The 13,889-nt window shown below is 70.7% G+C and carries 12 protein-coding genes; 9 read left to right on the top strand and 3 right to left on the bottom strand.

The window, feature by feature from the left end:
• Window positions 1-1,017, bottom strand: a 1,017-nt coding sequence (mycP, locus tag R1101_RS26020) for a type VII secretion-associated serine protease mycosin (RefSeq protein ID WP_332306994.1), incomplete at its 3' end; no start/stop codon positions are given.
• A 35-nt stretch (window positions 1,018-1,052) separates the two neighbouring features.
• Entirely contained in the window at window positions 1,053-2,507 is a 1,455-nt protein-coding gene (eccD, locus tag R1101_RS0106740; protein ID WP_232284693.1) for a type VII secretion integral membrane protein EccD, read from the bottom strand.
• Window positions 2,508-2,702: 195 nt separating this feature from the next.
• On the opposite strand from eccD, the gene R1101_RS0106735 reads away from it, so the two are divergent.
• From R1101_RS0106735 to R1101_RS0106695, 9 genes are all read left to right on the top strand, one after another.
• Window positions 2,703-6,686: a type VII secretion protein EccC gene (locus R1101_RS0106735; protein ID WP_026002967.1), complete on the top strand. Its 3,984-nt coding sequence runs from the start codon at window positions 2,703-2,705 to the stop codon at window positions 6,684-6,686.
• Window positions 6,686-8,185, top strand: coding sequence for a type VII secretion-associated protein (locus R1101_RS0106730; RefSeq protein ID WP_232284692.1), 1,500 nt, complete (start codon window positions 6,686-6,688; stop codon window positions 8,183-8,185). Before R1101_RS0106735 ends, R1101_RS0106730 begins: the two co-directional genes overlap by 1 nt.
• A 131-nt stretch (window positions 8,186-8,316) precedes the next feature.
• Window positions 8,317-8,670: a WXG100 family type VII secretion target gene (locus R1101_RS0106725; protein WP_232284691.1), complete on the top strand. Its 354-nt coding sequence runs from the start codon at window positions 8,317-8,319 to the stop codon at window positions 8,668-8,670.
• 45 nt (window positions 8,671-8,715) lie between these two features.
• Complete coding sequence (locus tag R1101_RS0106720) at window positions 8,716-9,006, top strand: WXG100 family type VII secretion target (RefSeq protein WP_016932690.1); 291 nt, start codon at window positions 8,716-8,718, stop codon at window positions 9,004-9,006.
• Between the two features lie 292 nt (window positions 9,007-9,298).
• A complete protein-coding gene (gene rplM / locus R1101_RS0106715; RefSeq protein ID WP_006550055.1) occupies window positions 9,299-9,742 on the top strand; it encodes a 50S ribosomal protein L13 in 444 nt (147 codons plus the stop codon).
• Window positions 9,739-10,242 (top strand): 30S ribosomal protein S9, encoded by a 504-nt coding sequence (rpsI, locus tag R1101_RS0106710; RefSeq protein WP_016932689.1) that lies wholly within the window; start codon window positions 9,739-9,741, stop codon window positions 10,240-10,242. Before rplM ends, rpsI begins: the two co-directional genes overlap by 4 nt.
• Window positions 10,243-10,394: 152 nt before the next feature.
• A complete protein-coding gene (glmM, locus tag R1101_RS0106705; RefSeq protein WP_026002965.1) occupies window positions 10,395-11,735 on the top strand; it encodes a phosphoglucosamine mutase in 1,341 nt (446 codons plus the stop codon).
• Window positions 11,736-11,808: 73 nt separating this feature from the next.
• Window positions 11,809-12,165, top strand: a complete 357-nt coding sequence (locus R1101_RS0106700; protein ID WP_016932687.1) for a hypothetical protein — start codon at window positions 11,809-11,811, stop codon at window positions 12,163-12,165.
• Between the two features lie 11 nt (window positions 12,166-12,176).
• Window positions 12,177-13,133 (top strand): WXG100 family type VII secretion target, encoded by a 957-nt coding sequence (locus R1101_RS0106695; protein ID WP_016932686.1) that lies wholly within the window; start codon window positions 12,177-12,179, stop codon window positions 13,131-13,133.
• Window positions 13,134-13,157: 24 nt separating this feature from the next.
• Here R1101_RS0106695 and R1101_RS26015 read toward each other — a convergent pair.
• Window positions 13,158-13,889: alpha/beta hydrolase (locus tag R1101_RS26015; protein ID WP_016932685.1), on the bottom strand; the 732-nt coding region annotated here is incomplete at its 5' end.

Below are 13,889 nucleotides of genomic sequence, written 5' to 3'. Positions count from 1 at the left end.
CACGAGCGCGACCGTCGCCGCGACGAGCGGTGCCGCGAAACACGTTCCGGACGACCGGCCCGTGCCGCCCCTCGCGTCCCCGGGAATCAGATCGGCCAGTCCGTCGGTGCCGGGATCGAGCGACACGAGCCCGCTCCCGGGAGCAGCGACATCGACCCACGGTCCGGGAAGACTGTATTCGGCGGGGGTACCGTCGTCCTCGACCGCGCCGACGGTGAGGACGTACTCGTCGTACCAGGCGGGAGACGCCAGGGTGACGACCGAATCCCACGGATCGGCACCGGGATCGGCCGGATCCACCGAGGACGGATTGCCCTCGCGGCAGGTGTCGGTGTTGCCGGCCGCCGCGACGACGACCGCGTCGTGCACATCGGTCGCGTACTGCACCGCCGCTCCCAGCGGACCGTCGGCGAGACCCTCGGCGACGGTCCGGCACGCGACCTCCGAGATGTTGACGACGGTGGCGCCGAGATCCACGGCGCGACGGACGGCCGCGGCGAGGGTCCGCACGTCGCCGTACCCGGATGCGTTGCGCGCGGCATCGTCGTCCGGCCGGGAGCGATCGGCGAAATGACCGCTGGACTGACGGATGGCGATCACCTCCACCTCGGGCGCGCCGCCGGCGAAGCCCGAGCCGGGTGCCGGGCGTGCCGCGATCAGTCCGGCGACGAGGGTGCCGTGCGCGTCGCAATCCTCGGTGCCGTCGCCCGTGGACACGTAGTCGCCGCCCGGCAGCGGAGCCGGCAGGCGCGGGTGCGGATGGACTCCGGTGTCGATGACGGCGACGACCTGTCCGGCCCCGCGTGTGATCGGCCAGACCGACGCGAAGTCGAGGATCCGTTGTGCCCGAGGGATCTGCGGCCCGTCGGGGGCGCGGGGAAGCTCCGCGCACAGCACCCGCAGTTCGGTGGCCTCGGGAGGTGCGGGCGTCGCCCCGGGAGGCAGTTGCGCGGGATCGGGTACCGGCGGCGCGGCGGCCGCGACACCCGTCGGGGCGGATGCCAGCAGGAGGGCCACGAGAAGGACCGTGAACGCCCGTAGCGGCTGCACCGTCACAGTCCGCGGATCGCCGCGTACACGCCGGCGACCCAGCACGCCAGTGGCACGACGGTTGTGATGGTCGCGTACTCGGCGAGTTCGGCGATCCGGCGTTGTACCGGAGTGAACGTCCGTCGTGGTGCGACCGCACCGAAGAGGAAGCCGGCAGACGCGAGTCCGGTTGCCGCCGTGAACGCCGCCCACGGTGGCAGCACCCCGGTCGCCGATGCACTCGCGAGCAACCCGAGCAGAAGCACCGCGCCGCCCGCTACGAGCGGAGCGGCCTGTGCGGTCGCGGTGTAGGTACGCCCCCGGAAGACCAGTACGACGGCTGCCGCAACGGCCAGTGCCACCGCGGGAACGAAGACCTCTCCGCCCCAAGGGAATGCGGCCCACCACGCCCCGGCCGCCGTGAGTACGACCACGGCGTGGACCATCCCGGTGAGTGCGCTCCGCGCGCGGTCGGCGCGGTGTTCGAGCTCCGCCGGTGACGGCAGTCCCGATATGTTCCCGTCCTCGGACGTCTCCGATTCGGACGGTGCGCCGGGTGCGGGGACCGGTGGGATGGGAAGTTTCGCGAGCATTCCCGCGAGACGAGGCGCCATCCCGGCGAGCAGCAGTGCGGCCACCACCGTTCCGGCTCCGAGGGCACGCGCCTCGAGATCGGTGGTCGAGGCGAGGACGGCGTTCACGCCGGCACCCGCAGCGATCACGGCGACCGCCGTGCACGACGCGAGGCCGATGCGGGCGACGCGCACGGCGATCACCGCGATCGTGCCGGTGAGTGCCGCCGCGAGAACGAGGCGAGGTGCCGGCGAACTCCCCGGGACGAGCAGCGCGCCGGCGGCCGACGCGAGTGGGAAGGCGCACCACAACAGCGCGGTGGCGGTGCGTCGATCGTCGTGCAGTCGCGCGAGGATGCCCGCGGCGAGCAGCAACAGAAGCGGCAGCACCGCGCACAGCCCACCCAGGACGAGACGGCTCACGCCGTCGGGCAGGGACAGCAACGGCAGGCATCCCGCAGCGAGGGCGACCGGGCCCAGGACCGCTGCCAGGAGACCCGCCGGACCCGCACCCCACGGCGTCGCCGTCCGGTCCGAGGATGCGACGCTGTACATGACGTCGTCGAACAACGGTGGAGGAGCGGGTGATCCGGCGTCCTCCAGGACGAGGATCTCGCCGTCGCGGACGCCGTGTTCGTCGAGGCTCAGCGCACCGGGCAGAGGAGCCCGGCCGATGCGTGCGAGCGCCCAGCCGTCGGGTTCCGTACGTTCCGGCGTCGCGTCGAAGTCGTTGTCCGGCCGGTGCCCGGCGACGAGATCCACGATCCCCGGCAGCAGCAGCGCCACCGGAACGTCGAGGGGCAGAGCGAGATCGACCTCGGTGTGGCGGGCGAGTACGGTGATCCGGCACAGATCCGGGGCTCCCACCTGCCCCGGGGTCTCGGATCGCGCACGCACAGATGTCATCGGCCTCGGTTCCCCCCGTCACTGCAGTCCGAACGACGCAGACCATACGACATCGTCCCGGGCGATGTCCCGTCCGAGTTCCCCGTCGAGGTACCGGCGGACGAGGAGGGGTACGTAAGGCCGCAGCGGTAGGTTAGTCTTCCACGACCGTGGGGCCGTAGGGGGCGGCCGACGGCGTTCCGGGGGGTGGCGAACGTGAGTACCGTACGTTTCGTGCGGAGAGCACGGCGGGAGGCGCCGCGCGTGCCCAGTGGCGAGGTGAGTGTCCAACCGCCGCCCGACATTCCCCGTGCCACACCCGGCAACCTGGTGACCAAACTGCTCCCGCTCGTGATGGTCGCGGCGATGATCGGGATGGTCGCGCTGATGTTCGGCACGGGAGCGGCGCGCAGCCCCATGGCGATGATCTTCCCGCTCATGATGGTCGTGTCCCTGGTGGGCATGCTCGCCAACGGTGGTCGCAGCGGTGGGACGAAGACCGCCGAGGCGAACGAGGACCGCAAGGACTATCTGAGATATCTCGACCGACTCCGGCGCGAGGTCACCGAGACGGCGCACGAACAACGTCGGGCGCTCGAATGGACGCATCCCGATCCGGCCCTGCTGTGGACCCTCGCCGGCACCGTCCGGATGTGGGAGCGGCGCAGCACCGATCCGGACTTCGGTCATCTCAGGGTGGGGCGCGGAGGCCAGCGACTCGCGACCCGGCTCGTGCCACCCGACACGGGACCGGTCGAGGATCTCGAACCGGTCGCCGCCGTTTCTCTGCGCCGGTTCGTGCGCGCGCATTCGGTGGTGCCGGCACTGCCCACGGCCGTGTCGCTGCGAGGTTTCGCCGCCATCGGCATCGACGGAGACCGTGAGACGGCACGTTCGCTCGCGCGGGCGATGCTCGCGCAGGCGTGCACCTTCCACGGACCCGACATGCTGCAGGTCGCCGTCGTGTGCGGGCCCGACACCGCTGCGGAATGGGAGTGGATCAAGTGGCTGCCGCACGCGCAGAACCCGGTCCTGCGCGACGGTGCGGGTAGCGCACGCACGGTGTTCGGCTCGGTGCTCGAACTCGAGACGGATCTCGCGACGGTGCTGGCCGGTCGCAGCAGGTTCGTCCGGAACGCCCCGGCCGACGAGGGCGCCGTGCACCTCGTCGTGGTCGTCGACGGCGGGGTCACGGGATCGGGTTCGGGTGTGCTCGACGACGGTCTCGACGCGGTGACCGTGCTCGACCTCTCCGGATACGCCGCACGGCTGAGCGCGACACGCGGTCTGCGTCTGATGGTCGAGGAGGGGCGGGTCGGGGTCGCGACCGGCACCGACGTCGACGTCTTCGCCGATACCGACTCCATCGACGCTGCACAGGCACAGACCCTGGCGAGGCGGCTCGCCCCGTATCGGGTGACGAGCGGCGCGGTGGACGACAGCGCCGGCGACGACCGGCCGTCGAGCTGGCAGGAGTTGCTCGGGCTCGGGGACGTGGCTCGATTCGACCCCGACCAGGCGTGGGTCCCGCGCCGTGGACGCGACCGTCTGCGGGTTCCCATCGGCGTGGGCATCGACGGTGCGCCCGTCGAGCTCGACCTCAAGGAGGCCGCCGAGAACGGGATGGGCCCGCACGGATTGTGCATCGGCGCAACTGGATCGGGAAAGAGTGAGTTCCTGCGGACACTGGTCCTGGGCCTCGTGGCGACGCACCCACCCGAGGCGCTCAACCTGGTCCTGGTGGACTTCAAGGGCGGCGCGACCTTCCTCGGACTCGAGCGGATCGCACACGTCGCGGCGGTGATCACCAATCTCGCGGACGAGCTCGCGATGGTCGACCGCATGAAGGACGCACTCGAGGGTGAGATGAACCGCCGGCAGGAGTTGCTCCGGATCGCAGGGAACTTCGCCAATGTCGGCGACTACGAGAAGGCCAGGGCAGCGGGCGCCCCGCTCGACCCGTTGCCCGCGCTGTTCATCGTGGTCGACGAGTTCTCCGAACTGCTCTCGCAGCAACCGGAATTCGCCGATCTCTTCGCGGCGATCGGGCGGCTGGGACGGTCGCTGCACATGCACCTGTTGCTGGCGAGCCAGCGACTCGACGAGGGCCGGCTCCGCGGCCTCGACAGTCACCTGTCGTACCGCGTCGGCCTGAAGACGTTCTCCGCCAACGAGTCGCGGAGCGTCCTCGGCGTTCCCGACGCCTACCACCTGCCGTCGACGCCCGGCGCGGGATACCTCCGGACCGATTCCGCAGACATCCAGCGGTTCTCCGCGGCGTACGTCTCGGGACCGTACGAACCCGGCCCTCCCACCCGGCGCATCCGGTCGGCGGCGCCGACCGGCGCGTCCCGGCCCCGCATCTTCACGGCCCGGACGGTGCCGGTGGAGTCCGGTCCGCCCGCTCCGGTCGCCGAGCCGCTCCCGGTCCCCGCCGCAGGCGACGGACGAAGCGTTCTCGAGGTGGTCGTCGACCGGATCCGGGGGCACGGCACACCGGCCCACGAGGTATGGCTGCCCCCGCTCGACGCATCCCCGTCGCTGGACATACTCCTGCCCCGGTCGGTGCTCACCGGCGACGTTCCACGTCATGCTGCGCTGCGCACCGTCGTCGGTGTCGTGGACCGGCCGTTCGAGCAACGCCGCGACCCGCTGGTGGTCGACCTGTCGGGGTCCGCCGGCAACGTCGTGGTCGTCGGTGGCCCGCAGTCCGGCAAGTCCACCCTGGTGCGCAGCCTCGTCCTGTCGATGGCGCTGACGCACACCGCCGAACAGGTGCAGTTCTACGCTCTCGATTTCGGTGGCGGCACGTTGTCGGGTCTGGCCGGCCTGCCGCATGTCGGTTCCGTCGCCGGACGGCACGACACCGATCGGGTGCGCCGGACCGTTGCGGAGATGATGTCGTTGCTGCGCCGCCGCGAACGATCCTTCGCCGAGAACGGCATCGAGTCCATGGCCCAGGTGCGACGGATGCGCGCCGACGGAAACGCGCTCGCCACCGATGATCCGTTCGGCGACGTCTTCCTCGTCGTCGACGGATGGCCCAGCATCCGGCAGGATTTCGAGTCGCTGGAACAGACGATCGGGATCCTGGCGGCCCAAGGCCTGTCCTACGGCATCCACGTGGTGCTCAGCGCACCGCGCTGGGGCGACGTCCGGCCTGCCATGCGCGACCTGCTGGGTACGCGGCTCGAACTCCGACTCGGCGATCCGTCCGACTCCGAGTACGGCCGCAAGAGAGCGGCCACGGTGCCCGAAGGGCGACCCGGACGCGGCATCGACCGCGACGGACTGCACATCCTGGGCGCGTTGCCCCGGGTGGACGGAAGCTCCGATCCGGCCGATCTCGCAGCCGGTGTCGCCGCGGCGGTCGAGGCCGTCCGCGCTACCGCGTCCGGACGGTCGGCGCCGCCGGTCCGCATGCTGCCCGAGCGCATCGACAGGTCCGACCTGCTCGCGGCAATGCCCACCGGATGGCCGCCGCCGGTCGATGCCTCCCGGTCCGCCCGGCTCCGTATCCCGATCGGCATCGACGAATCCGAACTCGCGCCCGTGTCGGTGGATTTCGCCGACAGTCCCCACCTGTTGATCTTCGGCGACTCGGAGTGCGGCAAGACGACCCTGCTCCGGGGACTGTGCCGCGGGTTGACCGAGTCCGGCAGCGGCGCCGAGATCAGGATCGTCATCGGCGACTACCGCCGGACCATGCTCGGCGTCGTCGGCGGCGGCCATCTCGGCGGATATGCGCCGTCGGCCACGGTCCTCGCGGCCATGGTCCGGGAACTCGCCGTCATCTGCGAGCGTCGGCTGCCGGGCCCCGACACGACGCAACAGCAGCTGCGCGACCGGTCGTGGTGGACCGGGCCCGAGGTGTTCGTGGTGATCGACGATTACGACATGGTCGCGACGTCGGGTCAGAACCCGGTGCTGCCACTGCTCGACTACCTCCCACAAGGGCGGGACATCGGGTTGCACCTGGTGGTCGCGCGCCGTTCGGGCGGAGCGGGACGTGCGATGTACGAACCGATTCTGGGGCGTCTGCGGGAGCTGTCGAGTCCGGGTCTGATCATGAGCGGAAGCCGCGACGAGGGAGCGCTCGTCGGCGCGGTCCGTCCGTCACCGATGCCACCGGGCCGCGGCACGCTCGTGCGACGCGACGGCACGTCGCTCGTCCAGACGGCATGGGCGCCGGAGGCGTGATGACGAGCCGGGACGAGGCGGTTGCTGCGGTCGCGTTCACGATGACATCCGGGTCGATGCACATCGGATGGCCCGGAACGACGCGCAGTGTGCCGGCTCTTGCGGCAGATGTGGGCGAGCGCCGGGTATTCGGAGCTCCCGCCGGTGAGGTGGCGGATCCGCTCGACGTCACAGAGTTCGCGGATATCGCCGCGGTCGGAACCGAACGCGAACTCGGGGAGTTGCTGACCGGACTCGTCGCGTACGGCGCGGCCACCGCCGGTGCGCCCGACACGGCCGGGCCGGCATGTGCGATACACCCCACCTGGTGGAACGAGCGGCGACGCGACCTTCTCCGGACCGCCGTGCGGCAGGTCGCGGGCGACACGATCCTGCTCCCGGTCGCGGTGGCCGCCGCACGCGCCGCCGACACCGCTCCGCACGAGAGGTGCGTGGTGCTCGAATTCGCCGCCGGCGGAGTCACCGCGGTGAGTGTCGCCGGGTTCGCCCCCGACGGGCCGACCGTCGAGCGCGTCGCGCGGGATCCGGATCTGTCGCTGTATTCCCCGGACGCCGCGGCGCGTCTCGAGAGCCTGCTGACCTCGGTGTGCGGCGGGTCCGGACCGGAGGTGGTGGTGGTGACCGGCGGGCCGGGCGAACCGTCCGGTGTCGAACCGCTGGCCCTCGCGGTCGATCTCGTAGGTCCGGGCCGACGGGTCGTGCCCGTCGCGGCCTCGGAGATGCTCGTCGCGGTGACCGGTTCCCCCTCGGCGCCGACCACCCCGGGATCGGGTGCGCGGGGCGCACCTACCAGGTCGACGATGGACGGACCCGACCGGACGTTGCCGTGGCTGAACGAGGTACGCGCACGCCCGGATTCCGGCCGTCCCGGGCGGGACGGCAGGGTGCGCACAATGTTCGTGGCCGGCGCGATGGTCCCGGCCCTGCTCGCCGCCGCGATATTCCTGTGGCCGCTCCTCGCAGGAGGAAACGACGCGGACGTTCGGAATCTGCCCGAAGTCGTTGCCGCGGAGGAGACGCCGAACACCGTCGAATCGCCCTCGGTGGTGCCCACCGGCGACCCCGGACCTCGGGCGTCGACTCGGGTCGACGTCGGTCCGCTGAATCTCGAACTGCCCGACGGCTGGCGCATCCGGGACCCCGAGACCGTATCTGCGGGTCGTGCGGAACTGATACCACTCGGCGGGGCCGATCGTCGGATCCTGGTCGTGTACCGGGATCTTCCCGACGGGACGGACGCGGGTTCCGTCGCATCCGCGTTGGTTGCGCGGGCCGCCGAACGTGCACCCGTCATCCGTGATCTCGACGCCGACACGACCTTCGCCGACCGCAAGGTCGTGGCGTACACGGAGGTTCCCGACGACTACTCGGTGGTGCGGTGGTCGGTGCTCGTATTCCCCGGACTCCAGGTCTCGGTGGGATGCCAGTACCTCGAGGAGGATTGGACTCGTATCCGCAGTGAATGCGAGCAGGCCGTCCACACCCTCCGGCTCGGCTGACGACGAGGATTCGCGAATTTTCCGGACACGGCGGAACCGATACCGCACCGGGCGCGTCCAACCACATGTAAGAGCGAAGACCGGCTCGACGCCGAGCCGGGTGATCCACGCACCAGCGAAGGAGTACGCCGTTGAGTCAACCGACCGGCAATTCGAATCAACTCACCACCGATGTGGCGACCATGGAGGTCGTCGCGGGACAACTCCAGGACTCCCGCGCCGAACTCGACGCGATCCTCGGACGGCTGACGGGCGTGGTGCAGTCCGCGCCGGCCGTCTGGCGGAGCCGCTCGGCGGAACAGTTCGCCGGAATCATGGAGCGCTGGAACGTCAACCACACCAAGCTGTCGAACGCGCTGGACGAACTGGCCGAGGCCGTCCGCACCAGCGGACGGTCGTACGCCGCCGCCGAGGATCACCAGGCCCGGTCCCTGTCGGCGATCGACCCCGACGGCGGTTCGGTTCTCAACGGCTCGTTCACCTGATCCCCGGTCCTTCCGGCACACATTCGAGAACAAGGAGAACGATCCGTGTCCGAGATCTATCAGAACTTCGCCGGCGTCGCCGACCTGCACGCCCAGCTCGTGTCCGGTCAGAAGGCGATCGAGGCGACGCTCGACCGCATCGAGGGGCAGGTCGCGCCTCTCGTCGCCAGCTGGGACAGCGACGCGAAGGAGCGTTACGCCGCCACGCAGGCCCGCTGGAACGAGGCCGAGGCCGGTCTCATCCAGGTGCTGCACGATATCGGCCGGGTGGTCTCGACCGGTAACGACAACATGCAGGAGGTCGAGCGACTGAACCAGCAGCGTTTCCCGGGCTGATCCGGGTTCGTCGGATCCGACCGGTCCGGCGCTGTCACGTCCCGGTGGTGGAGAGGCCACCGGGACGTGACTTGTCTCGGCGGCGCGGGCTCCCTGCACGGAGGCCGAGCACAGGAGCCTGCCGAGGCGCTTTGACCCGTCCGGTCTGGGCCCGGTAGAGTGTCCCCTCGGCGTGTCGCACGTCGTCGTGCCCTGTGGCGCGAGGAACATCTCTCCCGGGTCTCAACTGGCCGCCGGGCGTGACCATCGTCGACATGCAGGCCAGCAGCGAAACGATAGACGAGGAAGATCTGTGTCTACGTACACACCGAAGGCCGGCGACGTGACCCATCAGTGGCACGTCATCGACGCCACCGACGTGGTGCTCGGCCGCCTCGCGGTGCAGGCGGCAAACCTGCTCCGCGGCAAGCACAAGCCCACATTCGCGCCGCACGTCGACGGTGGTGACTTCGTCGTCATCATCAACGCCGACAAGGTTGCCGTCTCCGGCAACAAGCGGACCGACAAGTTCCTCTACAGCCACTCCGGTCACCCGGGCGGTCTGCGGGCTCGTTCCGTCGGCGAGGTTCTCGAGAAGAACCCCGACCGCCTCGTGGAGAAGGCCGTCACCGGCATGCTCCCGAAGAACAAGCTCGGTCGCGCCATCGCGAAGAAGCTGAAGGTCTACGCGGGCCCGAACCACCCCCACGCCGCGCAGCAGCCGGTGCCGTTCGAGATCAAGCAGGTGGCACAGTGACGACGCCCGAGGAACAGAACGTGAACCCCGAAGAGTACGTCGAGAACGTCGAGGTCGCTGCCGAGGAGTACGTCGAGGACGTCGTCGAGGCACCTGCTGCCCCGATCGTCTTCGACCGTCCGGTCCAGACCGTCGGTCGCCGTAAGGAGGCCGTCGTCCGCGTCCGCCTCGTGCCCGGCACCGGCAACTTCGTGCTCAACGGCCGCACCATCGAGGACTACTTCCCGAACAAGGTGCACCAGCAGCTCGTGAAGTCGCCCCTGGTGACGGTCGAGCGCACCGAGTCGTTCGACATCCACGCACGTCTGCACGGCGGCGGCCCGTCCGGCCAGGCGGGCGCGCTGCGTCTCGCCATCGCGCGTGCGCTCACCGAGGTCACCCCCGAGGATCGCCCCGCGCTCAAGCGTGCCGGCTTCCTCACGCGTGACCCGCGTGCCGTCGAGCGCAAGAAGTACGGCCTGAAGAAGGCCCGTAAGGCATCGCAGTACTCCAAGCGCTGATGTGCCGCCGACGCTGATTTCGTCAGAGTCGGCACCTGTTCCACCACGAGAGCAGGCGTCGGTAGACATTTCCTACCGGCGCCTGCTTTCGTGCATTCTGTCCTCTATCGGCACCCGCGGCGGGGGCCGCACACGACTGGGAGGCTGTGTACATGGGTCGGTTGTTCGGCACCGACGGAGTCCGGGGCTTGGCCAATGCCGAGCTCACAGTGGAGCTGGCAGTGCGGCTCGCAGGCGCTGCCGCAGCGGTTCTGGCCCCGCAGGGTGCCGACCGGCGGCCGGTTGCGGTCGTGGGTCGCGATCCCCGCGCGAGCGGCGAGATGCTCGAGGCGGCCGTCACGGCCGGACTCACCGCCGCCGGAGTCGACGTGCTGTCGGTGGGCGTGCTGCCCACCCCGGCTGTCGCATTCCTCACCGGTGACTACGAAGCCGACCTCGGTGTGATGATCTCCGCGTCGCACAATCCCATGCCCGACAACGGCATCAAGATCTTCGCGGCCGGCGGGCGCAAGCTCGACGACGAGGTCGAGGACCGGATCGAAGCGGTGCTGCACGGCGACGCCGCGACGGCCGCACGCCCGACCGGCGCCGGCATAGGCCGCGTACGCGCCGTGTCGGACGCACTCGACCGTTACCTCGCGCATCTCGCGGCCGCCGTGCACCGGCCCCTCACCGGTACGACCGTCGTGGTCGACTGTGCGCACGGTGCCGCCTCGACGGCCGGCCCGGCCGCCTACGCTGCCGCAGGCGCGACGGTGATCGCGATCAATGCCGAACCCGACGGACTGAACATCAACGACGGGTGCGGCTCCACGCACCTGTCCGTGCTGCAGCAAGCTGTGCTCGAGCACGGCGCCGACCTGGGCCTCGCGCACGACGGCGACGCCGATCGCTGCCTCGCGGTCGACGCGACCGGCACGGTGATCGACGGCGACGCCATCATGGCGATCCTCGCCCTCGGCATGCACGAAGCCGGTGAACTTCCCGACGACACCCTCGTCGCCACAGTGATGAGCAATCTCGGTCTGCACCTCGCGATGCGCGCGGCGGGGATCGAGGTGCGCACCGTCGGTGTGGGCGACCGCTACGTGCTCGAAGAGCTCCGGCGCGGTGGCTACGGCCTCGGTGGTGAACAGTCGGGTCACATCGTCCTTCCCGCGCACGGCACGACCGGCGACGGCGTGCTCACCGGTCTCCGCCTGATGGAACGGGTCGCGACGACGGGCCTGCCCCTCGCGAAGCTCGCCTCGGTGATGACCTCGCTCCCGCAGGTTCTCGTGAACGTGCGGGTCCACGACAAGGTCGCCGTGGCGAACGATCCGACGGTGGCGGCTGCGGTCGCGGCCGCCGAGAGCGAACTCGGTGAGACCGGCCGGGTGCTGTTGCGTCCCTCGGGCACGGAACAGCTCGTGAGGGTCATGGTCGAAGCCGCCGACGACGATCACGCTCGCGCCGTCGCCGACCGTCTCGCGGAAGTCGTCGCCGCCGTCTGATCGCGAGCGGAACCGGATCGCCGCGCGCTGCGTCCAACCCCTTCGAGAGGGTTCGTCGGGACGGAGAGCGGACATGGACATACGGCAGGGCACGATCCGGTTCGACGGCGACGCGGTGCGCGCGGTCGCGGCACGTCTGGCGGAGGTGGCCGAGGACGCCGACCGCGAGATCCGTCGCGGATTCGGCGGTCTCCGATTCGACGGGTCCGGCACCGGATCGGCGCACCGCTCGGCCGGCGTCTGCGCCGAGACCGGATATCGCAGGGTGCGCGCCTCGTGCGAGACCTGGGTGGCCACCGTACAGGCGCATGCCGATGCGCTGCGCGCCGTGGCAGACGGCTACCTGGACCAGGACCTCACCATCGAGGTCGCACTCGCCGATGTGGCGGCCCGTGCCGCACTCGACCACTCGGGAGACCGCCGGTCGTGAGGAATCCTCCTGTGGACGTAGGCGACCTCCTGGACGCCGGAGCGCCCGGCCTGGCCCGTCTGACCGACGACCTGCGGTGCCTGCACGCTCTCGGCTGCGCGACCGGCAGTACCGTCGCGGATGTCCGCGCCCGCTACGACGAGCACCGTGCCCTCTCCCTGCCGGCACTCACCGACGACGCGGCCGGGGTGCGCTCGCTCGCGGCATCCCTCGGCCGTCGGACCGACGAACAGCGTCGCCTCCTGCTGCGACTCGACGAGGCATGGGACGGCTCCACCGCGGAGCACGCCCGCACGGCCCTGACGTCCACCATCGCCGGGGGAGCCGGATTGTGCGCGTCGCTGACCGATCTCGCGGGAGCACTCGAGACGGCTGCATCCGCGATCGCCGACGCGCTGCGTGAGAAGGCCCGCGTCGTCGGGGGTCTCGCGGAGCGGCCCGTGGGCGGCCGGACGAGGGACGAGATCGACACGATCGTCGCCGGGGCGAGCGGCGGCCCGCACGGACCGACCCCGGAGGAGCGATCACGCTGGTTCGGCGACCCGCCCGGTGGGGGAGCAGCGGCAGACCCTGCCGTCGAGTGCCGGAGATGGGTCGAGGAACGACTGGTGCCGGCAGTCCGCGACGCCGTCGACGCACTGGTGCAGGCGTGCGACGACGCCGGCCGCCGGATCGCGGACAGTCTCACCGAGCTGTCGACCGCCACGAAACGCGCCGCGGACGGTGCCGAGGCGGCCGCAGATGCGTCCGGTGCCGAGACGGCCGCAGGCGCCGAGGGCGGGTCCGTGCAGGACGTACCGATGGCGCAGGACCGCGCCGATCACGGTGCGGCCGTGCCCGTCCCGGGTGTCCGGCCGGGCGAACGCAAACGCGAGCACCCACCCGGATCCGTCCAGGAGGTCCGCCCACAGGACGAGAGCGACGAGAGCGACGACGTCGTCGTGCTCGCCGAAGCCGGACCGTTGTGACGCGAACGACGAGGCGCCGCGCTGTCAGCGTCCGAGGAGCAGATTGACCTGCGTGCCGAGATCGCGGTCGACGGCGTCGGGATCGGCGATCACCGTGGACCCGGGCAGTTCGGTGGTGGGATCGGAGAAGATCGCGTACGTCTTGTCGCCGGTCAGGCGATGGAGCAGGAAGCCGGTGAGCACGGCACGGGTGCGTTCCTGCGTGCGCCGCTCCGCACCGCCCACACCGAGGGCGCCGAGCAGGCGGCGGCCCTCGACGAGCCCTTCGTCGTCGGCCTTGTCGACCACGCGCAGCTGCACGTCGTCGCTGCCCCAGCCCCGGGCGACCGCGACGGCGTCGCTGGTCATCGACCCGATGCTCTTCTCTCCGACGAGGACGAGGCCCGGTGCCCGGACTCGGGCGGCCGCCTCGGACGCGGCGGGGGAGACGGGCGAGGGGTAGAGCGCAGCGACGGTCGCGACCTCGCGTCTCGCGGCGGCGAGCACCGCCGCACCCGCGCCGGAGCCGTGGCCCACCAGCGCGAGCTTCGACGGGTGGACACTGATCCGCCCGGTGCCGAGACGCACGCCGGCACAGATGTCGAGGGTGGTGAGCAGGTCGGTCGACAACCCGATCGCCGACGGCACCGGTCCGCGCTCGGTGTTGGGAGCCCCCACCACGATTCCCCAGGACGCGAGGTGCTCGAAGAGTTTCGTGTACTTGGTCACCCCGGTGAGCCAGCCGTGACCGAATGCGATCGCGGGCAGGTCGAACCT

The sequence above is a fragment of the Rhodococcus sp. R1101 genome (assembly GCF_000278445.1).
In the GTDB taxonomy this organism is placed as follows: Bacteria; Actinomycetota; Actinomycetes; order Mycobacteriales; family Mycobacteriaceae; genus Rhodococcus; species Rhodococcus gordoniae.
Note: the sequence above shows the minus strand (reverse complement) of the source record. Positions and strands in the feature narration are given on the sequence as shown.

Bases quoted from the DNA above. Each gene is read 5' to 3' on its own strand.
- R1101_RS0106730 (WP_232284692.1), top strand. From the start codon at position 6,686: ATGACGAGCCGGGACGAGGCGGTTGCTGCGGTCGCGTTCACGATGACA.
- glmM (WP_026002965.1), top strand. From the start codon at position 10,395: ATGGGTCGGTTGTTCGGCACCGACGGAGTCCGGGGCTTGGCCAATGCC.
- R1101_RS0106700 (WP_016932687.1), top strand. From the start codon at position 11,809: ATGGACATACGGCAGGGCACGATCCGGTTCGACGGCGACGCGGTGCGC.
- eccD (WP_232284693.1), bottom strand. From the start codon at position 2,507: ATGACATCTGTGCGTGCGCGATCCGAGACCCCGGGGCAGGTGGGAGCC.